Annotated in this window: 22 protein-coding genes and 1 tRNA gene; 2 read left to right on the top strand and 21 right to left on the bottom strand. The window is 56.8% G+C overall.

Features of this window, described 5'->3' with window-relative positions:
• Nucleotides 1–150: 150 nt before the first annotated feature.
• From CVT63_04985 to CVT63_04965, 5 genes are all read right to left on the bottom strand, one after another.
• Complete coding sequence (locus CVT63_04985; GenBank protein PKQ28028.1) at nt 151–849, bottom strand: hypothetical protein; 699 nt, start codon at nt 847–849, stop codon at nt 151–153.
• Between the two features lie 477 nt (nt 850–1,326).
• Entirely contained in the window at nt 1,327–1,941 is a 615-nt protein-coding gene (locus tag CVT63_04980; GenBank protein ID PKQ28027.1) for a hypothetical protein, read from the bottom strand.
• Nucleotides 1,827–3,137 (bottom strand): hypothetical protein, encoded by a 1,311-nt coding sequence (locus tag CVT63_04975; GenBank protein PKQ28026.1) that lies wholly within the window; start codon nt 3,135–3,137, stop codon nt 1,827–1,829. The genes CVT63_04980 and CVT63_04975 overlap by 115 nt, the downstream gene beginning before the upstream one ends.
• Nucleotides 3,138–3,286: 149 nt before the next feature.
• The gene (locus CVT63_04970) at nt 3,287–6,106 is read right to left on the bottom strand and encodes an excinuclease ABC subunit UvrA (GenBank protein ID PKQ28025.1); all 2,820 of its coding nucleotides are present in this window, start codon (nt 6,104–6,106) and stop codon (nt 3,287–3,289) included.
• Entirely contained in the window at nt 6,099–8,087 is a 1,989-nt protein-coding gene (locus CVT63_04965; GenBank protein PKQ28024.1) for an excinuclease ABC subunit B, read from the bottom strand. Before CVT63_04965 ends, CVT63_04970 begins: the two co-directional genes overlap by 8 nt.
• 148 nt (nt 8,088–8,235) lie before the next feature.
• On the opposite strand from CVT63_04965, the gene CVT63_04960 reads away from it, so the two are divergent.
• Nucleotides 8,236–8,505 carry a hypothetical protein gene (locus CVT63_04960; GenBank protein PKQ28023.1) on the top strand — a complete coding sequence of 90 codons (270 nt, stop codon included), beginning with the start codon at nt 8,236–8,238 and terminating at the stop codon, nt 8,503–8,505.
• Here CVT63_04960 and CVT63_04955 read toward each other — a convergent pair.
• The 3 genes from CVT63_04955 to CVT63_04945 all read right to left on the bottom strand — a co-directional run bounded on the left by CVT63_04955 (nt 8,496) and on the right by CVT63_04945 (nt 13,686).
• Complete coding sequence (locus tag CVT63_04955; GenBank protein ID PKQ28022.1) at nt 8,496–9,161, bottom strand: dephospho-CoA kinase; 666 nt, start codon at nt 9,159–9,161, stop codon at nt 8,496–8,498. The genes CVT63_04960 and CVT63_04955 overlap by 10 nt on opposite strands.
• A gap of 122 nt (nt 9,162–9,283) precedes the next feature.
• Nucleotides 9,284–10,756: a 30S ribosomal protein S1 gene (locus CVT63_04950; protein ID PKQ28021.1), complete on the bottom strand. Its 1,473-nt coding sequence runs from the start codon at nt 10,754–10,756 to the stop codon at nt 9,284–9,286.
• Between the two features lie 164 nt (nt 10,757–10,920).
• Nucleotides 10,921–13,686 carry a DNA polymerase I gene (locus tag CVT63_04945; GenBank protein PKQ28020.1) on the bottom strand — a complete coding sequence of 922 codons (2,766 nt, stop codon included), beginning with the start codon at nt 13,684–13,686 and terminating at the stop codon, nt 10,921–10,923.
• A 28-nt stretch (nt 13,687–13,714) separates the two neighbouring features.
• On the opposite strand from CVT63_04945, the gene CVT63_04940 reads away from it, so the two are divergent.
• Nucleotides 13,715–13,801: transfer RNA gene (locus tag CVT63_04940), tRNA-Leu, on the top strand.
• Between the two features lie 94 nt (nt 13,802–13,895).
• Here the strand turns inward: CVT63_04940 and CVT63_04935 are convergent.
• The 13 genes from CVT63_04935 to CVT63_04875 all read right to left on the bottom strand — a co-directional run bounded on the left by CVT63_04935 (nt 13,896) and on the right by CVT63_04875 (nt 25,012).
• Nucleotides 13,896–14,111 carry a hypothetical protein gene (locus tag CVT63_04935; GenBank protein ID PKQ28019.1) on the bottom strand — a complete coding sequence of 72 codons (216 nt, stop codon included), beginning with the start codon at nt 14,109–14,111 and terminating at the stop codon, nt 13,896–13,898.
• Nucleotides 14,112–14,184: 73 nt separating this feature from the next.
• Nucleotides 14,185–14,922 carry a hypothetical protein gene (locus CVT63_04930; protein ID PKQ28018.1) on the bottom strand — a complete coding sequence of 246 codons (738 nt, stop codon included), beginning with the start codon at nt 14,920–14,922 and terminating at the stop codon, nt 14,185–14,187.
• Between the two features lie 54 nt (nt 14,923–14,976).
• On the bottom strand, nt 14,977–16,287 hold the full coding sequence (locus CVT63_04925; GenBank protein ID PKQ28017.1) for a TrpB-like pyridoxal phosphate-dependent enzyme: 1,311 nt from the start codon (nt 16,285–16,287) through the stop codon (nt 14,977–14,979).
• A gap of 236 nt (nt 16,288–16,523) precedes the next feature.
• Nucleotides 16,524–17,228 carry a cytidylate kinase gene (locus tag CVT63_04920; protein PKQ28016.1) on the bottom strand — a complete coding sequence of 235 codons (705 nt, stop codon included), beginning with the start codon at nt 17,226–17,228 and terminating at the stop codon, nt 16,524–16,526.
• A gap of 3 nt (nt 17,229–17,231) precedes the next feature.
• Nucleotides 17,232–18,515 carry a 3-phosphoshikimate 1-carboxyvinyltransferase gene (gene aroA / locus CVT63_04915; GenBank protein ID PKQ28015.1) on the bottom strand — a complete coding sequence of 428 codons (1,284 nt, stop codon included), beginning with the start codon at nt 18,513–18,515 and terminating at the stop codon, nt 17,232–17,234.
• Nucleotides 18,515–19,627 carry a hypothetical protein gene (locus CVT63_04910; protein PKQ28014.1) on the bottom strand — a complete coding sequence of 371 codons (1,113 nt, stop codon included), beginning with the start codon at nt 19,625–19,627 and terminating at the stop codon, nt 18,515–18,517. The genes aroA and CVT63_04910 overlap by 1 nt, the downstream gene beginning before the upstream one ends.
• 136 nt (nt 19,628–19,763) lie before the next feature.
• The gene (gene aroF / locus CVT63_04905) at nt 19,764–20,777 is read right to left on the bottom strand and encodes a 3-deoxy-7-phosphoheptulonate synthase (protein PKQ28013.1); all 1,014 of its coding nucleotides are present in this window, start codon (nt 20,775–20,777) and stop codon (nt 19,764–19,766) included.
• A gap of 50 nt (nt 20,778–20,827) precedes the next feature.
• Nucleotides 20,828–21,190 carry a chorismate mutase gene (gene aroH, locus CVT63_04900; GenBank protein PKQ28012.1) on the bottom strand — a complete coding sequence of 121 codons (363 nt, stop codon included), beginning with the start codon at nt 21,188–21,190 and terminating at the stop codon, nt 20,828–20,830.
• Nucleotides 21,191–21,210: 20 nt separating this feature from the next.
• Complete coding sequence (locus CVT63_04895; GenBank protein ID PKQ28011.1) at nt 21,211–21,963, bottom strand: pseudouridine synthase; 753 nt, start codon at nt 21,961–21,963, stop codon at nt 21,211–21,213.
• Nucleotides 21,932–22,624, bottom strand: a complete 693-nt coding sequence (gene scpB, locus CVT63_04890) for an SMC-Scp complex subunit ScpB (GenBank protein PKQ28010.1) — start codon at nt 22,622–22,624, stop codon at nt 21,932–21,934. Before scpB ends, CVT63_04895 begins: the two co-directional genes overlap by 32 nt.
• On the bottom strand, nt 22,605–23,348 hold the full coding sequence (locus tag CVT63_04885) for a hypothetical protein (protein PKQ28009.1): 744 nt from the start codon (nt 23,346–23,348) through the stop codon (nt 22,605–22,607). The genes scpB and CVT63_04885 overlap by 20 nt, the downstream gene beginning before the upstream one ends.
• A complete protein-coding gene (trpS, locus tag CVT63_04880) occupies nt 23,345–24,349 on the bottom strand; it encodes a tryptophan--tRNA ligase (GenBank protein PKQ28008.1) in 1,005 nt (334 codons plus the stop codon). The genes CVT63_04885 and trpS overlap by 4 nt, the downstream gene beginning before the upstream one ends.
• Nucleotides 24,350–24,403: 54 nt before the next feature.
• On the bottom strand, nt 24,404–25,012 hold the full coding sequence (locus CVT63_04875; protein PKQ28029.1) for a site-2 protease family protein: 609 nt from the start codon (nt 25,010–25,012) through the stop codon (nt 24,404–24,406).
• Nucleotides 25,013–25,253 lie beyond the last annotated feature (241 nt).

Raw genomic sequence — 25,253 nt, 5'->3', positions numbered from 1 at the left:
TTGCGATGATGAATTCTCTATTGCTTGGAGCGGACAGAGCGGATAGAATTTGAGAGAGAAAGAGTTAGGCGGACTGGGTCAAAAAGTGCGAAAGTCCACTTCTTTTGACGACTCATCGATTAAACGACCTTGCGGTTGAGTCTGACCTGATTAATCCCAAATTATTGATTCCGCGACTTCTATGAGCTGCTCTTCCGTAAAGCCCAGCTTCCAGGGAACAATCGCGTATTCGACCCCGTCTTCCCACCAGCAGACATCCGGCGGCAGCCTGTAAGTGTTACCGTCAAAGCCGACGAACTCATATGGAGGTTTTGCTTTTCCCTCAAATCCGGCCACATTCACTATGTGATAATCAGCGCCGATGACCTTCGAGCAGCGTGTCCTTTCCTTCACGTCGGAAGCGATAAATGCCCTGTAGTCCGGCTTCTTTTTCAATACATCCTCTCCTATGCTGAAACCACTGGTGTATCGTAAACAGATTCCCTTGCGGCCATCAGCAGTATTATTGATGTAAACCGTCTTCAGCTTCCCCCCAAGGGTCTCCTTTGGAAACCTCGCCTTGATGCCGACCTCCTTCTCGGCCTTCTCCAGGCTGACAGGTGGGGTTGGACTCCATGGTTCTTTGCCTTCCTGTATAGCCCTGACATACGTGTCGAATGAATTGCTCTTGGTTATTAAACCGGTTGTTTCAGAAGCCTCACTTGGCTTGACATCCTTATCAACCGCCTTCGTCTGTTTCTTTTCACCCCTGCACCCGCCTGAAGCCAAGACCATTGCGGCCATACTCATGGCTATAAATATAACCATGAAGTGGCTAGGGGACTTCTTTTTCGATTTCATCTTTACCACTCCCCTTTCATGTGTTGCTTCACCTGTTTGACGTTTTGCCTCATTTTGTGCACTTTCTAGCCACTGCCCGGCCTTATCCAGCCTTCAGTGTTACTCTTCGGAATGTACTTGTAGTAATCATCAGTATCCCAATCAAACCCAACACCAGTCTCATTCCAGTTCCTATTCCTGCTCCAGCTCACCCAACTTGTTCCATTGTGTCTCATGAGGGCCCAATATTCCCCATTATTCGAGCAGTTCGTGCTTCTCTCACCACATACATAATTAGCCGCATCAACACCATCTCCCCTCAAGGTGCACGCTCATCATAACTGGACACCCGTTCTCAACATAAGTTCACATGCTTCCTGCCACAGCCCTATTTTAAGAGAGAGAGAGATGTCAAAGGGGAAAGGAAAGCCATTTTTTGTCCTTACGGCTGAAGTTGTGAGATTGTGAATTTTTTTCGGTTTGGCGGGTCTTCTATCTTTCTCGACTTTATTGTGCGATTTTGTCGGGCACTCCAGCTACTTCCTTGAGCTCGTCGAGCGTGGCTTCGGCGACCCGCAGGGGTGAGCCAAAGTGCTTTATGAGCGCCTTTTTTCGGGCAGGGCCAACGCCCGATACGTTATCCAACCACGAACTCGACGTGGCGCGCTCCATCAACAACCTGTTGTACGAGACCGCGACCCTGTGCGCCTCGTCCCTTATCCTCTGCAGGAGAAAAAGCGCCTCGGAGTCCCGCGGAAGAATCACCGGGAGCTTGCGGCCGGGAAGATAAACCTCCTCGAGCCGTTTTGCGAGCGCGATGATCTCTACGCCCTCTATCCCCAGCAGTTTGATAATGTCCAGGCCCGCGTTGAGTTGCCCTTTTCCTCCGTCGAGGATTACGAGGTCGGGCTTTCTGGCCCAACTGGCGCGTTGCGGGCCGTTCTCTTCGGGCTCACGTAGGAGCTCCTTCTGATAACGATCCAGACGCCTGTAAAGAACTTCGCGCATCATGCCGACGTCGTCAACGCCAGGCGTGAACTTGATGGCGAATTTCCTGTAATCTTTGCGACCACCATCGAAGCCACCGAAGCGGCGCCCGCGAACGTAGAGATATCGAAGCATTCGATCCGCAGTGGGAACTGCTTCAAAGATAAATCCTTCGCGAGTTCGGAAAGCGCGGCATCTATCTTTCCTTTGTCGCGCGCGCGCGACATCTTCGCCCCCTCGAGCGCGATCATCGCGTTGGACTCGGCCAGATGAAGCTCGCTTTTTTTCGCGCCTCTCGCCGGCGCCCGTATCTCCACGCGGGCGCCACGCCGCATGGAAAGCCAATCGAGGAGCCCATCTGCATCTGAAGGCACGGCTGGAACCACCACCAGTCGCGGCGCGGAATCCTCCCTGTCGTAGTACCGTTTCACAAACTCACAAACCAGCTCCTCGGGCGCGCGCGCGTCCGCGATGTCGGAGAAGAACACCAGGTTTCCCAGGTGAAATCCGCCACGGTTTCGCGCGACGGAAAAACACGCCTCGAGTCCGTCGCTCGAGATGCCTATGACATCGTAATCCCGCGGCGAAGATGATCGCGAGCGATGACGGCGCAGAACAAGGCGCGCCGATTCTATCTGCTTCTTGATGATCGCCGCCTGCTCATATTTCTGCTCGAGCGCCGCGGCCCTCATCCTCGCGTCGAGGTCCCGCAACACCGAATCGTGCTTCCCTTCCAGGAAATCGCACAATTGATTTACGTGCCGCATGTACACATCGGGTTCGACATCACCACGGCATGGGGCAAGACACATGCCCATGTCGTAGTACAGGCAGGGCGCCGACCGTTTTTGCCCCGGCCTCGCGCCCGTGCAGCGCCGCAATGGAAATACTTTCTTTAAAAACTGCACGGTATCTCGCGCGGCGCGGGCGTCCACGTACGGCCCGTAATACTTCACGCCCCTGACGTGTCTGCCGCGCGTGAGCATGACACGAGGAAACTTCTCGTTTTGATAAATGGCAATGTACGGGTAACTCTTGTCGTCGCGCAACACCACGTTGAATCTGGGCTTGAACCTCTTGATCAGCGTTGCCTCGAGTATGAGTGCGTCAACCTCGGTCTCGCAGACGTTGACCTCCAGATCGACGATCTTCTCCCGCAGAGCCTCGCCCTTGCGGTCGCCCGATGCGCCTTTTTGGAAATACGACCGCGCGCGCTTCGAGAGTTCCTTCGCCTTTCCAACATAAATAACACGACCCGCGGAATCCTTGAAAACGTAAACGCCCGGCCGGGCTGGCAACGTCTCCAGTTTCGCGGCGAGATTCTTGTTCACTTAGTGCCCCTCAGACGTTTAACTTTTGGGAACAGGTCTTTTTTCTTAAGTCGATCGTCCGTCCAAAGGGGTCAGGCACCGTCTACCGCTAAAGCGGTAGACGTTGCCAGACCCCTCTTAAACTTTAAAAAAAGACCTAGCCCCAAAAGTTAAGCAAGGACTTCGGACAGGTACTTCCCGGTGTAGGAGCGCCTGCAGGCTGCGATCTCTTCCGGGGAACCACACGCCACCAGCTCCCCGCCCCTGTCTCCGCCCTCGGGACCGAGATCGATGATATGGTCCGCGACCTTCACGACGTCCATGTTGTGCTCGACCACCACCACCGTATTGCCGTCTTCCACCAACCGGTCCAGCACCTCGAGGAGCTTGCTGATGTCGTGGAAGTGAAGGCCCGTAGTCGGCTCGTCGAGGAGGTACAGCGTCCTGCCGGTCGCCCTCTTCGCGAGCTCTCTCGCGAGCTTGATCCTCTGCGCTTCTCCACCCGACAACGTCGTCGCGGTCTGTCCGAGCCTTACGTAGCCGAGCCCAACGTCCGACAGAATCCGCAACTGCCGATTGATCGTCGGAATGTTGGCGAAGAGGGCCATGGCCTCCTCGACCGTCATCTCCAAAACCTCGTGGATGTTCTTCCCTTTGTAATGTATCTCCAGTGTCTCGCGGTCGTAGCGCTTCCCCTTGCAGACGTCGCACGTCACATACACGTCGGGAAGGAAGTGCATCTCTATCTTGACCACTCCTTCGCCCTTGCACGCCTCGCAACGCCCGCCCGTTACGTTAAAGCTGAAGCGCCCGGGTTTGTAACCGCGAACCTTTGCCTGCGGCACGCTCGCGAAGAGCGTCCTGACGGCGTCAAACAACTTCGTGTATGTTGCGGGATTGGATCGTGGCGTGCGCCCTATGGGAGACTGGTCGATGTCGATGACCTTGTCTATCTCTTCGACGCCTTCTATGTCCTTGTGGCGCCCGGGCGATATGCGCGACGACAACAATTTTCGCTGGAGGCCACGGTAGAGCACATCGCTCACCAGTGTGCTCTTGCCCGAGCCGCTCACTCCGGTCACACAGGTGAACAAACCCAACGGGAACGCCACATCCACTTTTTTGAGGTTGTGCTCCGCGGCGCCGCGAACCACGAGAGATCGCCCGCCGGGCTTTCGCCGGATGAGCGGCACGGGTATCTCGAGCTCGCCGGAGAGATATTTTCCGGTTATCGACCTCTTGCTGGCGACAAGGTCGGTCACTGTCCCCGTAGCGATTATGTGCCCGCCATGGATGCCCGCTCCCGGCCCAATGTCAACAAGGTAATCCGCCGAGCGCATCGTGTCTTCATCGTGCTCCACTACGATCACGGTGTTGCCGAGGTCGCGCAGCCGCTTGAGCGTCTCGATGAGCCTGTTGTTGTCGCGCTTGTGCAGGCCCACGCTGGGCTCGTCCAGAATGTAGAGGACACCAACCAACCCCGAGCCTATCTGGGTAGCGAGCCTTATCCTCTGGGACTCACCCCCGGCCAGCGTGTTCGCCTGGCGGGAGAGCGTCAGGTAATCGAGGCCGACATCCATCAGAAACTCGAGGCGCGCGCGCACCTCCTTGAGCAACCTGCCGGCTATCGTCTTTTGCCTGGCGTCCAGTTTCAGGCCCTTCACAAAACCCACCGCGCCATCGATTGTCAGGCCTGACAGTTCAGCTATGTTGAGCCCGCCGACCGTGACAGCCAGGCTCTCCGGCCTGAGCCTCGCGCCTTCGCAAAGCGGGCACGGCTTGTCGCTCATGAACATCCCGATGCGCTGACGCGACATCTCCGACTCGGTATCCCTGTACCGCCGCTGTAGATTTGGTATCACTCCTTCCCACATCGTGTGATATGTGCGTTTCCGACCGCGCGAATCAATGTAAGAGACACGTATTTCCTCGTCCCCCGCGCCGTAAAGCACCGCCCTTTGCGAACTCTCGCTTAGATTCTCGAATGGCGACGCGAGATCAAAGGTGTAAATCGCGCCCAGCGCCTCGAGAACGCCGTAGAAAATCTTTTGCCCGGCGCCCTCCCACGGCGAAATCGCTCCCTCGATGAGCGACAACCTTTTGTCGGGCACCACCAGTTCCGGATCTATCTCCAGCGTGTGCCCAAGTCCTCCGCACGCCACGCAGGCGCCATACGGATTGTTGAAAGAGAACATCCTCGGGGACATCTCCTGAAACGATATCGCGCAAGCGGCGCAGGCAAACTCCTCGGAAAATATCTCGCGGGCGCCTGTTTCGCCATGCACCGCGACCATGCCCTCCCCGAGGCGCAATGCGGCCTCGACGCTTTCCGCAACCCTGCCGCGCGCGCGGGTCGAGACGACAAGCCTGTCGACTACCGCCATGATCTCGTGCTTCTTGTTCTTGTCGAGCTTGATCTCGTCGGAGATGTCACGAACCTCGCCGTCAACAAGGACACGAACGTATCCACGCTGGCGCAGGTTCTCCAGAACCGCGAGATGCTCGCCTTTCCGCCCCTGCACCAGTGGAGCAAGAACCATTATCTTGCGGCCCTCGTCCATTTCCATGATACGGTCGGTTATCTGCTGTGGGGTCTGGCGCGAGACGGGCCTGCCGCACTTATAGCAGTGTGGATCTCCGACGCGCGCGTAGAGTACGCGGAGATAGTCGTAAATCTCAGTGACAGTGCCGACGGTAGAGCGAGGGTTCGACGTGCCCGCTTTCTGGTCGATGGATATCGCCGGAGACAGCCCTTCGATGAGGTCCACATCCGGTTTATCGAGCTGGCCCAGAAACTGGCGGGCGTAAGACGAAAGCGACTCCACGTACCGTCGCTGGCCCTCCGCGTAGATAGTGTCGAACGCGAGCGACGACTTCCCGGAGCCGCTTATTCCAGTCATCACTATCATCCTGTTGCGCGGAAGATCGAGCCGCACGTTCTTCAGGTTGTGCTCCCGGGCCCCTCGTATCCTCAACAGCTCGTCATTCATCTGGCAACAGTTCCTCGCTAATGCGCTTTATCTCATCGCGCAACCGCCCGGCCTCCTCAAAACGCAACTCCTCCGCGAGCAGCCGCATCTCGTCTTCCATGTTCAAGAGCAGCCGTTGCAATTTGTGAGGCGACATGCCCCTAGCCCTTTCGAGGGAATCATCTGACGACGTGGCGCCGACGTCCATTGCCGCGTCGAGCATGTCACGGACATCTTTCTGTATAGTCGCGGGCTCGATGCCGTGCTCCTCATTGTAAGCGACCTGGCGCTCGCGCTTTCGCCGGGTCTCCTCTATCGCGGAACGCATCGCGTCGGATGTCTCATGAGCGTACAGTATCACCATTCCAGTGGCGTTCCTGCTCGCGCGGCCCATCGTCTGCACGAGGCTCCTCCTGCTGCGAAGGAAGCCTTGCTTGTCGGCGTCCAGGATAGCCACGAGCGAAACTTCCGGCAGGTCCAGCCCCTCGCGCAGGAGGTTGATGCCCACCAGCGCATCGAAAACGCCGGCTCGCAGATCTCGAAGGATCTCCACGCGCTCGATGGTGCCGATCTCTGAATGAAGGTACCGCGACTTCACTCCCATCTCGGCCAGATACTCCGAGAGGGTCTCTGACATCTTCTTGGTGAGCGTGGTCACAAGAACCCGCTCGCCCTTCACGACCCTCTTCTCTATCTCAGACATCAGATCGTCCACCTGACCCACAGCTGCGCGTATCTCGACCACCGGATCAATAAGCCCGGTAGGCCTGATAATCTGCTCTACAACTCTTTTGCTTGTCTCGAGTTCCCAATCGCCCGGCGTAGCGCTCACAAACAGCACGGGCCCGACTTTCTCGAAAAACTCATCGCGCGAAAGCGGCCTGTTGTCAAACGCCGACGGGAGCCTGAACCCGTGATCGACCAGCGTCTTCTTTCGCGACCGGTCTCCGCGCAACATGCCCTCGAGCTGCGACAGGGTGACGTGAGACTCGTCGATGAAAGTAAGCATTCTTTCGCCGAAGAAGTCGATGAGCGTGTACGGCGGCTCGCCGGCGGCTCGATCGGACAGATGCCTCGAATAATTCTCGATGCCGTGGCAGTAGCCTGTCTCTCGAAGCATTTCCAGGTCGTACATTGTGCGCATCCGCAACCTCTGCGCCTCGAGCAATTTGCCGCGCGCGTTGAGAGCCACCAGGCGCTCTTCGAGCTCTTCCTCTATGCCCCGCACGGCCTTCTGAAGCTTGTCCGATGGCGTCAGAAAATGCGTCGCCGGCCAGACGACAGTCCTGTCCAGCTCTGCCATGACATTGCCCGCAACAGGATCCACCTGCGTGATTCGCTCGACTGTGTCCCCGAGCAGTTCGACTCTCACCGCGGCTTTCTCCCAGTAGGCCGGGTATATGTCTATTACGTCGCCGCGGACGCGAAACTTCCCCCTTGCGGGCGCAAGATCGTTGCGTTCGTAGCGGATGTCAACGAGCCGTCTCAGGATGTCATCCCGCTCATAATCCTTACCAACCTCCAACATCACCATCCGGTTCAGGTACTCCTCGGGAGAGCCCAGGCCGTAGATGCACGAAACCGAGGCGACGATTATCACGTCCGGCCTGGACAAAAGCGCGCTTGTAGCGCCGTGTCTCAGCCTGTCTATCTCTTCATTGATCGACGAATCTTTCTCAATGAAAGTGTCCGTGCTCGGGATGTAAGCCTCTGGCTGGTAGTAATCGTAATAACTGACGAAGTACTCCACCGCGTTGTTCGGGAAGAACTCGCGGAACTCGGAGTAGAGCTGTGCGGCAAGCGTCTTGTTAGGAGAAAGGACCAGTGTCGGCATCTGAAGCGCTTCTATTACGCACGCCATAGTGAAGGTTTTTCCAGAGCCGGTTACCCCCATCAAAACTTGGCGATCCTCCTGCCGCTCAAAGCCTTCCAGAATACCGGCTATGGCGGACGGCTGGTCGCCTTGCGGGATGAACCTAGTCTCGAGTTTCAATTTCGGCATAGTAACCACCTCATAACAAGCGCGGTTCTTCTCGTGAATAGCAAAAACGCATAATGGGGTCAAACCATTTTATGCGTTTTTAGATGCAAAAGGGGTTCAGACCCCTTCTTGCGTTTTGTTGACCGCGCATGATAAAACTGGTAACTTGATGCATATGACTGACTCTCAAAATTGCTGGGAAATCAAGAAATGTTCCGCTGCGCAATATTTGAACTGCGCGGCGTACCTCGAGAAGAAGAAGTGCTGGGAAATATCGAACCCGCGCGGCTCGCGAAGCATGTTGCTTTGCCTGCAGATGGGTTGTCCCGTCTATGATCGCTACATGAACGAAATAGACAAAGAGATAGAGTGTCGGCTTCGGATGATGTACCCGTTTCTTGCCAGCGCGACCGAGGGCGCCGGCCCCTCTCAAGAGTAGGAATCCCGCGCCCGGCGCGATATCTCTTCCCAGATTTCACGTACGTGGAAGCGCAAGTCGTCAATGGTTCCGTTGTTCTCTATTACCTTATTCGCGATCTCGACTCTTGCCGGGTCTTGCACTTGCGAAGCAATCCTCTGGCGCGCCTCGGGTTCGGACATTCCGCGTGTCTCAATCAGCCTTCTGACACGCAACTCCTCGTCGGCGATCACCACGAGAAGAAAGTCGAAGATCGCCGAGGCGCCCGCGTCTGCTATCAGCGCGGCGTCAATTACCGCCACGGGGGGTTCGCCCGGTTTCATGCGGTCCGCATATTCCTGTACACGGCGCGCCATCTCATGAAAAATCGCGGGATGGGTAATGCTGTTCAGCAACCGCAACTTCTCGGGGCTCTCAAAGACTATGCCCGCAAGCGCCGCGCGGTCTATTTCCCCATTTGCCGTAAGCGCCACTTCGCCGAACTCACGAATCAGAGTCTCATGAGTTGGAGTGCCCGCAAGCACCACGTCGCGCGCCACCTGATCCGCGTCGATAACCACCGCGCCAAGGTCGGATAGTTCTTGGTCGACCTCTGTTTTCCCTGACGCTATGCCACCTGTCACGCCTACCACGAAGATCCGCTCACCGGCGGATCCCCACACCTCAGGGTGACCCAAGGCTTACTCCTCGTCGCTTTTGCGTTTCATGTCGGCCAGGATCGATTCGAGAGAGCCGTCATTTTCTGACGGGTTGTTGGCATCCACGGACTCTTCGGTTTCTGAGGATACTGCCGCTTCAGTCACTCGCCTTCGCCTTCGCCTTCGAGGTCGGCTTCCTCGAGATTCTCATGCTCATCGTCTATGACACATGCTTCGGCATGTTCGATATCAGTTGTAATCTGAGTGACCTCGGACTCTATGTCGACCACCCCGGCTTGTGTCGCCGCGGGCTGCTTCTCGAGTTCCGCCGCGTCAAAGATGCGCTGCTCGAGTTCTACCGCATCGACCATCTCCGGCTTGCCATCATCGAAATCCTCGTAGCTGTATTCGACATCTCCAGGCGCCGAAAGTTGCTTCACGCTGAGAGATATCCTGCGCCTTCCCAGGTCTATTTCGATGATCTTCGCGTCAACCACATCACCAACCGATATGACCTCCTCCGGAATCTCAATGTGGTTCCATGCAAGCTCTGAGATATGCACGAGCCCTTCAACCCCTGGCGCTATCTCAACAAAAGCGCCAAACGGCACAATTTTGGTTACCTTGCCACTGACAGTCGAGCCCGCCGGGTTCTGCCTGGACAACGTCTCCCATGGATCTTCCTGCGCTTTTTTAAGTGATAGCGAAACGCGCTCTCTCTCCAAATCCACATCGAGAATCTCTACAGTGACCTGATCTCCAACCGCAAGCACCTCCGACGGATGGTCAACGTGGCTCCAGGAAAGCTCCGAGATGTGTATGAGACCATCCACGCTTCCAAGGTCAACGAACGCGCCGAAACTCACAATGCTCGAAACCGTTCCCGTTTGCCTCAAGCCCTTCACAAGGCCTTCCAGGAACTCTTTGCGCTCGGTCGATTTTTGACTCTCGAGGTAGGCGCGACGAGAAAGCACGACGTTATTTCTGTTCTTGTCCAGCTCGATGATCTTCGCCTCAATCTTTTGGCCGATAAACTGGTTGAGATCCTTCACTCGCCGCATGTCCACAAGCGACGCGGGGAGGAAACCCCTCAGGCCGATATCGAGTATGAGGCCGCCCTTGACAACCTCGATCACGTCACCCTCTACAATTCCGTCCTCGTTCTTGATGCGCTCTATATCTCCCCAGGCGCGCTCATACAGGGCTCTCTTCTTGGAGAGAATAAGACGCCCTTCCTTATCCTCCTTCTGAAGGACCAGTGCCTCGATCTCATCACCTGGAGATACTAAATCCGCGGGCTTGACGTCGTGCCGGATTGAGAGCTCCCTCGAAGGAATTACCCCCTCGGATTTATACCCTATGTCAAGCAGAACCTCTTCCTTGTCAACGCGGACTACGATTCCCTGAACGAGATCCCCTTCATTGAATATCTTTATGGTGCCATCATAATCAGGCACCTTCTGGCTCTCCTCAGGTGGCAGGCCCAGGCTTGCGAGTGATTCTCTCGCGCCGGCCCCTATTAAAATGCTATCTTCTTCTTCCTCCGTCAGCGCCCCATCCACTACCACATCCGCAATCTCTTCCTGAACATTCTCTCCGGTGTCGTCAGTTGTTCCAATCTCGTCGTCTGCCATCGTGACCTTTTCCTTCCAATAGTCGGCACATACTCGGATATGAATAACACATACTTTTTAGCGCCGCAAGTAAAAACGCATAATGGGGTCAAACCAAAATATGCGTTTTTGAAATACATCAGGTAATCGACAGAACACAAAACGCATATTTTGGTTTGACCCCATTATGCGTTCCAGTTGTCATGCACGCCAATGTCTACCTTGAGCGGCGTTAACAGATCGACTACACTTATCATCTTCTCGCGAACCAGCGACTCGAGCGATTCGATCTCCAGGGCCGGCGCCTCAAACACAAGTTCGTCGTGTACCTGCAAGATCATTCTGGTGGTCATACCGCGCTCCTTGATGGCGGTTGACACGTCCACCATAGCCTTTTTGATAATGTCCGCGGCGGTCCCTTGCAACGGCGTGTTGACAGCCACTCTCTCGCCGAACTCCCTTGTATGGCGGTTCGGGCTCGCAAGCTCCGGAATATTTCGTCTCCGACCCAGGATCGTCTCCGAATAGCCTTTTGCGATAGCGTCACTTACGCACCGTTCGCGATAGGCGCTAACTCCTTCGTAAGTTTCGAAATACGTATCGATATAGGCGGTCGCATCCTCGACACTTATGCCAAGCCGCGAAGAAAGCCCGTAATAGCCCATGCCGTACACAATTCCGAAATTGACAACTTTTGCCATTCTCCGCATCTCAGGCGTGACATCCCGCAAGCAGGTTTTGAAGATATGCGACGCTGTCTCGCTGTGAATATCAGCGTCGCGCTCAAAAGCGGCTAAGAGCCGCGTGTCACCGGACATGTGCGCCAGCACCCGCAGCTCTATCTGCGAGTAGTCCGCCACCAGCAATTTCTGAAAGCCTCTTCCGGGAATGAACGCGCGGCGTATCTCGCGGCCGAACTCAGTTCGCACCGGTATGTTCTGCAGGTTGGGGTTACTCGATGAGATGCGCCCGGTCGCGCCCGCCGTCTGATTGAACCGGCAGTGCACCCGGCCCGTGGATGCGCAAACGAGCGCCGGCAGCACGTCGAGATAAGTGGATTTCAACTTCGCGTACTCCCTGTACTCGATCAACTTGCCGACGATATCATGTGACCCCTTGAGCGCCTCTAGTACCGAGGCGTCAGTGGAATATCCGGTCTTTGTCTTCCTGGCGGGCGGCAGGCCCAGCTCGTCAAAAAGCACATGAGCGAGCTGCTTTGTAGAGCCGATTTTGAACTCATGTCCCGCGAGTCTGTATATCTCTTTCTCGAGAACACCCAACGTCGAGGCGGCCTCACGCGCCAACGCCAGCAAAACTTCCGCGTCAAGCGCGATCCCCGTCTCTTCCATTTCTTTGAGAACAAAGAGAAATGGCAACTCCAGTTCGTCGGCGAGCTTTTTCATCCCCAGCGCGCGCAACTTTTCTTCGATCACCGGCTTCAGGTGAAATACCATGGCGGCCTGCCTCACGGCTTCGATATCTTCCACCGCGTGACGCGCGCCGGACGGCTCAAGGTCGATCAAGGAAGGCTGTTCGCTCGGATCGCTCGCGTTCTCATGCCCTGTGATTACAACGTCTCCTTCAACGTTTCTCTCGTAAATCTCAAAGAGGCGATAACTGTCGAGAGACGGGTTCTCCAGGTATGCGGCGATCTTCGTGTCAAAAGTGACTCGCGCGGCGCTGATTTCCAGCTTATCCAGCGCCTCGAGGGTTGGCTTGGCGTCGTGGAACCACTTCTGTACTTCTTGCGACTCGATGATCCCGCGCGCGATCTCGAAGGCGGCCGGCGCCTCGACGCGCGCGACAAGCGCCATTTCTCCCGTGGCCAGAGCGAGCGCCTGAAGACCGATGTCGCAGAACCCGGCGCCTGAAAGCACGGACGAAACTCCTGCGGCGCCTGTCTCGCGCGCTTTCAACTCGAAAGCGCTCAAGGCGCTATCGTCCGTCGGGTCAACGAGTGAGTACGCGCGCGCGACTTCAAAGGTCAAACCCGCCTGACCGGCAGACAGGCCGCGCGCCGGCCGCGAAAGGCCATATGTGTCTTGAAAGCGTCTCGCCAGCGTCTTGAACTTGAGAGCCAGCAGGCACTCCAGAACCTCGCGCTTGTCCCAGTTGTCGAGAATCGCCTCTCCCGCGTCAATCTCGACGGGAACGTTCGTGTCAAGAGTGGCGAGTTTTCTCGAAAGGAACGCGATCTCCCTGTTTTCCTCAAGTGCTTCGCGCCTTTTCGTCCCCTCGATCTCGTCCAGGCGCGCGTACAGTTCCTCGAGCGAGCCGTACCGGCGCAGGAGATCCACGGACCACTTCTTGCCAATGCCCGGCACTCCGGGTATGTTGTCGGAAGCGTCGCCTTTGAGGCCCGCCACTTCCGGCAGCATCGAAGGCGGCACACCGTACTTATCCTCTACGGCGCGCCGGTCGAAAGATTCCGTCTCTGTTATTCCTCTCGAAGTCATGACAACTCGAACGCCCGGGCGAACCAGTTGAAGAATGTCACGGTCGCCAGTTACAATCACGGCTTCGCCACCTTCGCCGGAAACCTTCAACGCCAGCGTCCCGAGGATATCGTCCGCTTCAAAGCCCGGCACGGTGACAACCGGTATCCGCATCTGGCATAACATGCGCTCGATCATTTCAATCTGACCCTTTAGCTCAACGGGCATAGCCGGCCTGTGCGCCTTGTACTCCGGGAACTCTTGTGTCCGCTTGAGTTGCGCGCGCGGCCCGTCGAGCGCGACGATGATAGCGTCTGGTTCCTCGGTTTCCAGCGCTTTCAACAACATGCTGACAAACCCGTAGACAGCGTTGATCGGCTGTCCTTCGTCATTTGTCATTGTCACGGGAAGTGCGAAGAAAGCCCTGTAGGCAAGGCCGTGCCCGTCAATCAGCAGGAGTTTCCTTTTTCTGTCACACAACCAGATCAATCCTCCAGATGCTCCGCTCGCCAGGATCCTTCATTGATATAATATGCGACAGAGTGCCGAAGTGGCGGAATGGTAGACGCGCTGGTCTCAAAAACCAGTGGGGCAAAACCCCGTGCCGGTTCGAGTCCGGCCTTCGGCACCAGCAACAAGATGTTTAGATCAGATCAGGGGTCAGGCACCGTCTACCCTGGTTGCGGTAGACGGAAAGGTAGACGGTGCCTGACCCCTGGTTATGGTTAGGCCGAATCTCTGGGTCTCGCGATATAGGCGGCAACCACGCCAGCAACCGGAACGAAGAAACCGATGAGGAACCACGCCTGAGCGTTTCTGCCTTTGCCGGCGGCGACCGCCCCGGCCCATGTGCCGAAAACGATTGCGAGCGCCAGCCCGCCAAACAGGATTAATGTCCATCCACTGGACCATTTCAATCCGGATATAGATCCATAAGCCAATTTGCACCTCCATCGTCGGTTAGCCAATCACGCTATCATGATAACAAACGCGACCCGCCCTCAGCCAGATAAACTATAACACCAAACCAGTAGTAGCCCTCTTCTCCCCGAGCCACCCGAGAATCGCGCCGGCCGGTAAAAACAAAAAGAGTATGAAAGCAATCATCGTCCTGTTGAACAAATCCATAAACGCGAAACCGCCGGAGAGTATCCATGCGAGTATCGCATAACACATGGGCCTGGACAGAAAAGCCCACACCGTGACAGTGGCAACGCCTAACGCCCATTCGTAACGCCCCAGGCGATAGCCGGACAAAAAGCCGCAGATAGACACCGGAATCAGAAAAGCGAGCATGACAAGGATTCGCGGAAGAGTCAACGAACCGGTCTTGACCGCGACAGTGACACCAAGAAAACTCGCAAGAAGTTCGAGCCCCATGGAGAGACAACCGGCGATGAGCGCAAGTTCAATGCACATCATCACCGCCTTTGGCCACAGGAAACGCCCATCTGAGGGCGCGTTCTCGTATCCGCGGGAATCGCAGCGACCCTCTGGCGTCACCTGCGACTGGTCGGCAACGCCGTACTGCCCAATGTCAACTGGTGGAGCGCTCGGATGCTCCGCGAATCCGCCGAACTCCGGCGGGCGCGCGTCTTCTCTAAAACTCGATGGATACTCGCTTTGAATTCCATCTCCATCGACCGGCGAAGAAGACGTGTACTCGGGGCTTTCAAAGCCGATGCTCGAGAAGCACAGGTTGCAGAATTGCGCGCGCTCAGCATTCTCCGCGCCACAGGTCGGGCAGATCATCACCGTGCGCCGGAAACACGCAAAAAGGGGGCTGACCCCTTTTTGCGTTCTCGTTCAGTCCGCCAGGTTGCCGGAAATGTATTCATCGTAACCCGCGAGATCCAGCAGTCCGTGACCGCTCAAGTTGAACAAAATGCTCCTGGCTTCGCCCGACTCCCTGCACTTTACGGCCTGATCGATCGCGCACTTGACGGCGTGGGCCGTCTCGGGCGCTATGATCATGCCTTCTGTCCGCGCGAACAGCATAGCAGCCTCGAAGATGTCGGTCTGCAAGTACGCTACGGGATCTATATACCCCTGGTTGACCAGCATGGACACTATCGGCGACATCCCGTGATAGCGCAGGCCGCCCGCGTGAATCGGCGAGGGCATGAACTTGTAACCGAGTGTGTACATCTTGACCAGCGGGGTGAGTTCAGCCTCGTCCCCGAAGTCATATTCGTATTTGCCTTTTATCAGACTCGAGCACGATGACGGTTCGACCGCGAGCACCGTGATGTCCTTGCCGTCAAACTTGTCTTTCATGAACGGGAAAGCGATCCCTGAGAAGTTGCTTCCCCCGCCCACGCAACCAATCACCACGTCCGGGCATTCGCCGAGCTTCTCCATCTGCGCTCTGGCTTCAACTCCGATCACTGTCTGGTGCATGCAAACGTGATTGAGGACACTCCCGAGAGAGTACCTCGCGTCCGGGTCCGTCGCCGCCACCTCCACGGCCTCGCTTATCGCGATACCCAGGCTTCCGGAACAGTCAGGGTCGCTGGCCAGAACGTCGCGGCCCGAACTGGTGAGATTTGACGGGCTTGCGGTCACATCCGCGCCCCACACGCGCATCATCGAGCGCCTGTACGGTTTCTGATTATATGAAACCCTTACCATGAACACCTTCAAGTCGAGCCCGAAAAACCTGCACGCGAGCGCCAGCGCGCTTCCCCACTGCCCGGCGCCGGTCTCCGTGGTAAGGCGACGGACGCCTTCCGCCTTGTTGTAATACGCCTGCGCGATAGCTGTGTTCGGCTTGTGGCTTCCGGCGGGGCTCACGCTCTCGTTCTTGTAGAAGATCTTCGCGGGCGTGTCCAGCGCCTTCTCCAGCCGGTACGCGCGGTGAAGCGGTGTTGGACGATATACTTTGTACACCTCGCGCACCTCGTCCGGTATCTCGATATAACGCTCAGCGCTCATCTCCTGTTTTATCAGCTCCATAGGAAACAGCGGCGCCAGGTCCTCCGGGCCAAGCGGCTCTTTTGTCCCCGGATGAAGTGGAGGGGGCAACGGCACTGGCAAGTCCGCCTGGATGTTGTACCATGACGTCGGAATGTCCTCCTCCGAAAGCAACGTCTTATACGGATCTTCTTTACTCGGCATCAAAGCTCTCCTTTCAGTCCGTGGTCAGGGGTCAGACACCGTCTACCTTTCCGTCTATCCCAACCGCTTGATCTTAGTGCCCCATTCCATAAATACTCGCAAGCGAACGCCGTTGCATCCACACCCGCTACGTTCCACTCCTTCCGAGTACGACAAGCGTACGCATCAGTTGCGCGCCTTGCGAGAGCGGCGCACCGACGCTCTCGGTACGTTACCGTATTTATGGAAAGGGGCACTTAGCAAGTAATCTGTTTATCAGACATTATACCGACAATTTCATCCACAACCTCCGAGATTGTCTTGTTCTCCGTGTCAATCAGAATCGCGTCCGGCGCCATGCGCAGCGGGCTCACATCGCGCAACGAGTCGATCCTGTCGCGCTTCTCTATCTCACAGCGCACCTGCTCTCGCGCAACCGTGACACCCCTGTCGCGCAATTCCGCGAAACGCCTTCTGGCGCGCTCGGATTGAGACGCCTCCAGATACACCTTGACGTCAGCATCGGGAAGCACCGTGGCGCCTATGTCGCGGCCTTCGACGACCGCCCCGGCGCCGGCGGCGAGGCGTCTTTGAAGGCGGACCATCTCCTCTCTGACAACGGGCGACTCGGAGACGCATGAAACCATGTCGCCGACTTCAGCTGAGCGTATGTCACCGGTAATCTCGCGCTCTCTGAGAAACACACGGGGCGTATCGCCATCACAAATCTCGAACCTGAACGCCGCAGCCACATCTGACGCGATTCCTTGAAGCGCGACTTCATCGTCAGCGGAAACGCCACGCTCGAGCGCCATCAAGGTTACAGCCCTGTACATGGATCCACTATTCACAAGAGAAATCCCGAACCGTCGCGAGAGCAAAAGCGCAACTGTGCTCTTGCCGGATGCCGCCGGGCCGTCAATTGCGATTGAGATCTGTTCTTTAGAAGAACCCGCGTCCATCAGTCATTCACCGCGCTTTAGTGTTTCGAGGTCGTGAGCAAATCCGGGGTACGATATCCTCGTCCACTCCCAGCCGTCCACAGTCGTCTCGCCTGACGCGGCGAGTCCCGCGACCGCAAGCATCATCCCCAGGCGATGGTCGCCGGACGACGACACTCTCGTTCCCACAAGATATGAGGGCCCCTCTATTACCATGCCGTCACCCGTCTCCTCAATGTGAGCGCCCATGGCCCGAAGGCCATCAACGGCGCCCTTTATCCGATCGAACTCTTTGTGCCGCAACTCACCCGCACCACTGATGACGGTCGTTCCGCTTGCCGCTGTCGCGAGAAGCGCGACCAGCGTGACCTCATCAATTGCTCCGGCGACGTCCGTGGGCAAAACTTCGATCGCGCGCAGTGAACCATATTCGACTTTGATGTCGCCAACCGGCTCCCAGCCATCGCCCACCGGCATCTCTTCGATCATAGCGCCCATCCTTCGAGCTAGTTGAAGAAACGCGGTCCTGGTCGGGTTCAAACCCACAGATTTTACAACAACTCTCGAGCCCGGGCACATCAACGCCGCGGCAATAAAAAAAGCTGCCGACGAAAAGTCGCCGGGAACAGCGAAGTCAAGCGCCCCCGGGACGCCGGGCGCAACAGTTACAGATAACCCGTCGCCGCGAACGTCTATCCCTGACGCGCGCAACATTCTCTCGGTGTGGTCACGCGTCACCGCCGGCTCGTTCACCGTTGTGAATTCCTTAGCGCCAAGGCCGGCCAGCAAAATAGCGGATTTCACCTGGGCGCTGGCGACCGGCACGGAGTAATTGATGCCACGGAGCCCGCCGCCCCGGATTCGCAAAGGAGGATGTCCCCTGTCGTCACCCGCCTCCAGACAAGCGCCCATGAGAGTAAGCGGTTCGATGATTCTGCCCATCGGGCGCGCAAGAAGGCTCTCATCTCCGGTGAGCACGGCCTCAATCGGGTACGGCGCCACGGCGCCCGCCATCAGCCTCATTGTAGTGCCGGAGTTGCCGCACTCCAGGCGCACTGATGGCTGCTCGAACCCGCGACCGCCAGTTCCCTCGATAGTGACAGTATCGCCATCATCCGTGATCGGCGCGCCTAAAACGCGCAGGACTTCGAGTGTGCTGGCGCAGTCGGCGCCCGTGCTGAAGCCGGAAATATTGGTTGTCCCTCGAGCAAGCGCTCCGACGATCGCGGCCCTGTGTGAAATCGATTTGTCTCCCGGCACACTGATTTCACCGGTGAGCGCGCCGGTCTTCCGGAATACAGCTTCCACTACTGCTCCGACGATACGTTGTAGCCCATGGATTCGAGTTTCAACGTAACCTCTCTGGCTCTTTCGGCCCCCAGAACCTTCAATGTCAGGATGCCCATCGCGCCCTCGAGCGGATGGGCGATGCCGATGTCTTCTATGTTTATTCCGAGAGCGCCCACGGCGGTTGCAATCTTGCTTATGACCCCGAGCTCATCTGGCACTGGCAGCGAGATGGTGAAGAGCTCCGCCTTTTCAACACCGGGCTTCATCGACAACTCCTCGCGCGCGGCGCACGCGTCCACAAACAGGGCCAACACGGCATCCCTGTCGTTTTTTTGCAGGATATCCACCAGCACATCTACGCTCGAGGCGAACCGTTTGAGTTCTTCGATTATGAAGTCGCGGTTCACAGAAACAATGTCCAGCCACATTCTCGGATTACTGGCCGCGACGCGAGTCATGTCACGGAATCCGCCGGCCGCGAGGGTGTATATGTTATTCATTTGTTCTTTCTCGCGCGCAGCCATGTTCATCATGAGTAAAGACAAAAGGTGGGGAACGTGGCTTATTGTCGCCATGGCGCGATCGTGGGACTCAGGGTCCATCGAGATAACTCGCGCGCCGATCTCCGTGAGAACCGTGTGGAGCTTTTGATATGAGTCAAGGTCGGTCGTGTCCGTCGGAGTGAGAACATAGCACCTGTCCCGGAAGAGATCCGCGCGCGCGTTGCTGACCCCCGACCGCTCTGAGCCCGTCATGGGATGACCTCCGACGTAATGCGCGCCGGCGGGCAGAACCGCCTCAATAGCGCTTATTACGCCTATTTTAACGGACGCGAGATCCGAGATTACCGCTCCCTTCATAAGAGCGGGCGCGGCGGCCTTGAGCGCTCCGGCCATCGCTCCAATCGGTGTCGCCAGGAATATCGCGCCGGAGCCGCGCACGGCGTCCTCGGAACGATCCTCAACACGGTCGGCTACGCCAAGCTCTCTCGCGGCGTTCCTGGCGTCATTGGAGATGTCGTACGCGACAACCTCGCCAACAACCTCGCATGCCTTCAACGCCATGGCGAGCGAGCCTCCCATGAGGCCCGTGCCAAGTATCGCTATCTTCTCGAACACGAAGTTTGCCATTGGACTTTACTTTCCACGTGGTACCCGAAAAATATCACAGATATTCCAGGTCGAGCGCTATGAGAATCTTTTTCTTCACTTCGGCTATCTTCTCCGCTTGGATCTGGAATTTGAGGTTTTGGTCGATGCTCTAGAACTAAATCTTTCTCCCCAGCGCCGCCGCAACCAACTCGAGCTCCTTCATCATTAAAGTAAAATCATCGAGTGGAAGAGATTGCGTCCCGTCACAGAGAGCCTTCTTCGGGTTCGGGTGCGTCTCGACTATTATTCCGTGAGCTCCTACCGCAAGCGCCCCTTTTGAAAGCGGACTGACAAGCTCGCGCTTTCCGGCGGCGTGGCTGGGATCAACTATTATTGGCAGGTGACTCGCGATTTTCACTAGAGGCACCGCGCTCAAGTCCAGCGTGCTTCGTGTGGCGCTCTCGAAAGTGCGGATGCCGCGCTCACAAAGGACTACGTTGTTGTTCCCACCGCTGACAATATATTCCGCGGCCATGAGCAGATCCTCTATTGTGTTCGCGAAGCCCCTCTTGAGCATCACCGGCTTTTGTTGCAGGCCGACCTCGCGTAGCAAAAAAAAGTTCTGCATGTTCCTGGCCCCGATCTGAAGCATGTCAGCGTAAGTTGACACGAGCTCCACGTGCCTGACGTCCATGACCTCTGTGACGATCGGCAGCCCTGTTGTTTCGCGAGCCAACGCCAGGTACTTCAACCCCTCTTCTCCCAGTCCCTGGAATGCGTAGGGCGACGTCCTCGGCTTGAACGCGCCGCCTCGGAGCATGTGAGCGCCCGCTTCCTTTACCGCCTTCGCGGCCGCAATCAACTGTTCCTCGCTCTCTACCGCGCACGGTCCCGCGATTACCACAAAAGTCTCGCCGCCGAACTCAACGGGCCCGACTTTGACGACAGTCGAATCCGGATGGAACTCACGGCTCACGAGCTTATACGGCTTCATTATCGCCACAACGCTGTCCACGCCGGAAAGCGCCTCAAACGGTATCTGCGATATTTTCTCTCGGTCGCCTATCGCGCCGATTATGGTCTTGAACTCGCCACGTGAAACGTGAGCCTGGGCGCCAATGTCCTGAAGCCTCTCTACGATTTCATCGATCTCTTCATCGGTCGCTCCGTTCCGCATCAAAATCATCATTGTCTATCACCCTTTTTCTAAAAAACCAAAATCCGCCGGCCGTCGCCCCGTTACTCGGGGAGATCGGTTCGCAATTGCCGCGCTTCACGAAGATAAACGTGCCTGAGCTGTTCGCGCGCCCTGTCCGTGTTTATCAACATCATAACCCGCACGACGCGCTCGAGAGATCCATCGACACCCAGCTCCCTCGCACAGATAACCGGGACATGAGAAAGCCCCAGCTTGCGCGTGGCGGCGGCGGGAAACTCCGCTGTCAGATCGTCCGTAGCGGTGAAAATGACGAACACCACGTCTTCGGCCGCGACGTCGTTGCGATCCAGCATCTCCTCGAGAAGCTCGAGCGTCGAGGCCACTATTTTCTCACCTGTGTTATCGTCAACCGTAATCGCTCCGCGCAACGCACTGACACTCATCTACCCTCCTCCATCTCCTCCTAAATGCCCGTCTGACCGTAAAGCTCGCGCACCTCCGGGGCGAGCAGTTCTCTCGCCTGCCCGGGCTTGAGGTTGCCCAAACTTAGCGAGCCTATCCGCACCCTGTTCAGCGTAATCACATGATAACCCATGTACTCGAAAGAACGCCTGATCTGCCGCTTCTTTCCGGCGTGAATAATCATTTTTATCTGACCCCTGTCACCACTTTTCCCCAAAAGTGACACGCGCGCCGGACCGGTGTCCCCATCCTCCAGCGTCAAGCCACCGCGCAAAGTTTTGAGATCCTTGCCGCTCGGAACCGGGGTCACTTCGACGATATACTCTCGCGGCGCCCCGAACTTCGGGTGCATGAGCCTATGCGCCAGAAAACCGTCGTTCGTTAAAAGCATAAGCCCGGTTGAATCCATGTCCAACCTGCCGACCGGGAACACCCGCACGCCACTGCAAGGCTCGTCGCTCAGCAAATCGAGAACCGTAGGACGTCCTTGCGGGTCAGATGCCGTGCTGATTACACCTTGCGGCTTGTTGAGCGCGAAGTATTTCAAATCGGGATCGGGCTGGACCGTGATGCCATCGACCGCGATCACGTCATGACCAGCCAGCGCCCTATCACCCGTCGACGTCACCGTTCCGTTCACAGTCACGCGCCCATCGAGTATCAGCGTCTCCGCCGCTCTCCTCGACGCCACCCCCGCTCTCGACAGAATCTTCTGCACTTTTTCAGTCTTGCCATCCTCCACCGGCGTCAACATCTCCCCCAAGCTCCCAGGAAAAGCTCTTCTTGATTTTTTCTATCGTAGCTTCATCAGGCGCGAAATCCTCCAGTGATGGCAAATCCTCGATACCCTTCAGCCCGAATCTCTCGAGAAACCGACCGGTCGTGCCATACAGAGCGGCGTATCCCGGAGATCCGCCCCTGCCAACGGCCTTTACCAACCCCCTGTCTTCGAGAGTTTTCATCACACCCTCGGATTGCACCCCTCGTATCTCGGCCACAACGCCCCTGGAGACTGGCTGAAGGTACGCGACTATAGCGATCGTCTCGAGCGCCGCCTTCGTTAGCCGCGGGTTGACCTGAGATCTAATCAGCCTCGAGACATAAGGCGTCGCGACATCGGACGAGTAAAACCCGAATCCTCCCGCGACCTCGCGGATAACCAAACCGCCCGCGCGCGACGCGTAGAACTCGACCAGTCTGTTCAACATCTCGCGGATGGCGCCCGGGTCGAACCCTGTTATTTCTACCAGCATGCCTGTTGAAACCGGTTCGGGCGAAACGAAGAGAAGCGCCTCGATCACGCTCATCTTGTCCGCGTCACTCGACGCCGGTTGTCTCTCCATGAAATTCTCCGCGTCACTCGACGCGGGTTGAACTTCACTCTCGTCAATTATGTCATGCGACATTTCCCTCATCCTCCCGTCCGCGAATCTCTATCTCGCCAAAAAGCCTTCTCTGAGATATCATCACCTCACAACGCTTGTACAGCTCGAGAACGGCAAGGAACGTCGCTATCACGTCGATCTTTGACACGCACTCACGGATGAGCTCACTGAACTTCACGCGGCCCTCTTTGGAAATTCGCGTCCTGACTTCCTCGATACGCTCGGCCACCGATACCTTTATGGGCGCGACAAACGATGTGTCCACGCATTCAGTCGCTTGCCGGACAAGCAGGTTTACGAACGCGCGGGCGAGATCCACCGGCGGCACGCCCTCGAACGGGTCGGGATAGAGAGAGGCGTAATCATCTTCGAGCTCGCGGGTGCGTGACATATACCCTCTTTGATCCGTGTACACCGCCTCGAGCCACTCCGCCGCGCTCGCAAACTGCTTGTACTCGATCAGGCGTTCAACCAGAAACTCGCGTTCGCTCACCGCATCGTCCATAGCCTCGAAATCATCATCCTCGCGCGGTATCAGCGAGCGCGCCTTGATCAAGAGCAAGGTCGCCGCGATCAGCAGAAAATCGGTCGCTGTATCCAGATCGAAATCGCGAACTCCCTCTATGCGCTCCACAAACGACGCGGTTATCTCCGCGATAGGCACCGTGTGAATGTCCATATCCTGCTTCAGAATAAGCTGCAACAAGAGATCGAACGGTCCCTCGAATACCTCGATCTTTACCTCGAAACTCAAAGATCGCCGCCAAAGTGCGGGTTTCCGATTTTCATCGCGCGCTTTGCCCTGGCAAGCGATTCGTCAACAATTGGATTTACCACGTTCGCGCCCCGGGCAAGTATTTCGCGAACCACGTCCGGTTTTTCCACGAGTTCTGACCTTCTCTTCCTGAATGGGGCAAGATCGCAAGCGATCGCCTGCGCGATCCTGTCTTTGCAATCCGTACAACCAATCAGCGCGTCTTTGCATTCAGCGGCCACCCGCTCGACATCGTCAGGAAAATAGATAGGGTAAAGTGAAAATACAGTGCACACTTCGGGGTGCCCTTTGTCATCCCTTCTTTTTCTTGCCGGGTCGGTGATCATCTTGCGAACCTTCTTGCCAATGACCTCAGCTGAGTCCTCCAGCCCGATATAGTTGTTGTAGGACTTGGACATCTTTCGCCCGTCAGTCCCCGGAATCTTAGGCGCGCGCGAAAGCACAGGCTGCGGCTCGGGAAAAACAGGTTCGTAGAGTGAGTTGAACGAGCGCGCGATCTCACGGGTTAGTTCGAGATGAGGAAGTTGATCCTCGCCGACCGGCACCAGTTCGGCATCCACGGCCAGGATATCAGTTGCCATGAGCACGGGATATCCGAGAAAGCCGTAAGTGTTCACGACCCTGGAGTCGAGCTCCCGGAGCTGTTCCTTATACGTCGGATTCCGCTCGAGCTCACCCAACGTGACAATCATTCCCAGGTAGAGCACCAGCTCCGGGATGCCACGGATATCCGACTGCCTGTAGATAGTGCACCTGTCGGGATCCATACCCGCCGCGAGCCAGTCCAGCACCATCTCTTCAGTCCACGTCCCGAGCATCGATGTGTCTCGATATTCTGTGGTCAATGCGTGCCAATCAGCGACAAAGAAGTAACAATCGCGCTCGTCCTGCAGCCGTATCATGTTCTTCAGATTGCCGTGATAATGACCCAGGTGGAGCCTTCCGCTCGGTCTGTATCCGCTTACTACTCTATTTTTCAAACAAACACCTCTGACAGAAAAACGCAAAAAGGGGTCTGACCCATTTTTGCGTTTTCACAACAAACCCGACGGTATGCCCATGATTCCTCCAAGGAACGCCCACAACGGATGCAGCAGGCGGAAGAACAGGTCGCCGAATAAATACAGAAACATAAACACTATCATGAACCCGAACGGCTCTATGCGCTCGTACGCATCCCGCGCGCTGGCGGGCAGGAAGCGCTCGAGAATGCGAGAGCCGTCGAGCGGCGGCACAGGCATGAGGTTGAACACGCCAAGAAAGACATTGATGACCACGACCATGTACAAAAGCGCGTATGGCTCGGAGATGCCGATTTCGAAGGCCCCAACTTGAGAAACGGCGCTAACCCCGAACAGATGGACAAGCATCCCGGCAAGTGAAACCACAAGCGCGATCGCGAAATTGGTGAGCGGCCCGGCGAGCGCCACCAGCGTCATGTCCCCGCGCTTCTTGAGAAAGTACGGGTTCACAGGCACGGGTTTCGCGTAGCCGAAAGCAACCCTCCCCTGCGACATCAGGAGCAGCCCTATGGGAAGAAGGACGGTGCCGAAAGGGTCGATGTGCGCCGCGGGATTCAGTGTGAGCCTGCCGGCGTTGCGCGCGGTGGGATCGCCGCGCCATTCGGCGACGCGACCGTGCATGTACTCATGAAACACGACGCCGATCAACAATCCTATGGCGAGATACACCGCGTTCCGCAAAGCATTCAAGAGGTTCTCCTAAAAAGCGTCCGGACATCCGGTTCATTCTATTGACGCTTCGTTCACGTTACAAGGCGCGCGCATCCGAAAAACGTAAACGCATAATATGGTTTGACCCCATTATGCCTTTTCAAGCAAAGCGAGGGGTGTTTTCTTCGACCGACGTCCGAGTCCGCGAGCG

The organism is Candidatus Anoxymicrobium japonicum (assembly GCA_002843005.1).
Lineage (GTDB): Bacteria > Actinomycetota > Geothermincolia > Fen-727 > Anoxymicrobiaceae > Anoxymicrobium > Anoxymicrobium japonicum.
The sequence above is the reverse complement of the archived record's forward strand: the minus strand, read 5'-3'. Positions and strand labels throughout refer to the sequence as shown.